General features: G+C 38.8%; 2 protein-coding genes. One reads left to right on the top strand and one right to left on the bottom strand.

What is annotated here, in order from left to right:
- The first annotated feature begins 83 nt into the window (after positions 1 to 83).
- A complete protein-coding gene (gene glyA, locus CEX73_RS02180; protein ID WP_101626961.1) occupies positions 84 to 1,337 on the top strand; it encodes a serine hydroxymethyltransferase in 1,254 nt (417 codons plus the stop codon).
- On the opposite strand, the gene CEX73_RS02175 is transcribed toward glyA, so the two are convergent.
- The coding region (locus CEX73_RS02175) for an inositol monophosphatase family protein (protein ID WP_101626962.1) at positions 1,315 to 1,937 on the bottom strand (623 nt) is incomplete at its 5' end. The two genes, glyA and CEX73_RS02175, sit on opposite strands and share 23 nt — an antisense overlap.

Genomic DNA, 1,937 nt, shown 5'->3' with positions numbered 1-1,937 from the left:
AAAAAAGCAGGTACTGTTCGTAACAGCACAAACATGTTATATATACTAATAGTATATAGTTTATTATTTTTTCAGGAGAAAACATGTTAAAACATAACATGAATATTGCTAATTACGATGCAGATTTATGGTGGGCAATTGAGCAAGAAATCAGACGTCAGGAAGAACATATAGAACTGATTGCATCTGAAAACTATACAAGCCCGCGCGTTATGGAAGCACAAGGTTCCCTACTGACTAATAAATACGCGGAAGGTTATCCTAGCAAACGCTACTATGGCGGTTGTGCATTCGTAGATATAGTAGAAAATTTAGCTATAGACCGCGCTAAAGCATTGTTTGGTGGTGATTACGCTAATGTACAGCCACATTCTGGTTCACAAGCTAATTTTGCTGTCTATACAACATTATTGCAACCAGGAGATACAGTGCTAGGAATGAATCTCGCTCACGGTGGTCATTTGACTCATGGCTCTCCGGTTAACTTTTCTGGAAAACTGTATAATTTTATTTCTTACGGGGTTGATCAAAATGGCTATATTGACTACGACCAGCTAATGGAACTAGCAATCACGCATAAACCAAAAATGATCATAGGCGGCTTCTCTGCTTATTCTCGTATAGTAGACTGGGCTAGAATGCGCAAGATAGCTGATAGTATCGGGGCTTTTTTCTTTGTAGATATGGCTCATGTTGCAGGCCTTGTAGCTGCTGGTGTTTATCCTAACCCCGTGCCTTATGCAGATGTAGTAACAACAACCACCCATAAAACACTAGCTGGCCCCCGTGGTGGATTAATCATTGCTCAAGGCGGGAGTGAGGAAATGTATAAGAAGCTTAACTCTGCAGTTTTCCCAGGTGCGCAAGGCGGCCCACTCATGCATGTGATAGCAGGAAAAGCGGTAGCACTAAAAGAAGCTATGGAACCAGAGTTTAAAAACTATCAGAAGCAGGTAGTAAAAAATGCTAAAGTAATGGTTAATAGTTTTTTAACTCGTGGTTTTAAAATTGTATCTGGGGGTACAGATAATCATCTTTTTTTACTAGATCTAATTAATAAAAATTTAACGGGCAAAGAAGCTGATGCCGCTTTAGGTTGTGCTAATATTACTGTAAATAAGAATAGCATTCCAAATGATCCCAAAAGCCCATTTATCACATCTGGTATTCGTATCGGTACTCCAGCTATAACCCGCCGTGGCTTAAAAGAAACAGATGTACATACGTTAGCTAACTGGATGTGTGATGTGCTAGAAAATATAAATAACGAAGCTATTATTAAGTTAACCAAGAGAAAAGTACTAGATATCTGTGCTAGTTATCCAGTCTATGCTTAATCAAATTATCATCATCTCTTATTCGTATTAGGGATAGCATCGATTTCACTACACGCGGATTACCAGCAATGATATTACCAGATAGTTGATAATTATTTCCGCCGGTGAAATCGGTAACTAAACCTCCTGCTTCTCGTACCAGCAAATCCCCGCTAGTTACATCCCACTGCTTTAAGCCTATTTGAAATAAGCAGTCTATCCTACCGGCGGCAATATAAGCGAGATCTAGTGCTGCTGATCCTGTGCATCTAAAATCTATGCAACGTACTAATAATTTACTAAGCAAAGTAATATACTCAATAGTATGTTGTTTTTGTTGAAACGGAAAATTAATAGCTAAGATCGTATGTTCTAAATCTCTCATTACACCACAACGTAAGCGATAACCATTCATCTGAGAACCTTGACCACGGGTGGCACTGAATAGTTCATTACGTATAGGGTCATAAACAACGGTCACTTCCGTGCGTTTTTTCACACATACAGCGATGGAAACAGCAATATGAGGAAAACGTTTAATAAAGTTATGAGTGCCATCCATGGAATTAATAATCCATTGTATGTCACTGCTTGTGCCGGATAGTTTTCCGTATTTGTTAC

This window comes from Candidatus Palibaumannia cicadellinicola (assembly GCF_002855795.1).
Lineage (GTDB): Bacteria > Pseudomonadota > Gammaproteobacteria > Enterobacterales > Enterobacteriaceae > Baumannia > Baumannia cicadellinicola_C.
Note: the sequence above shows the minus strand (reverse complement) of the source record. Positions and strands in the feature narration are given on the sequence as shown.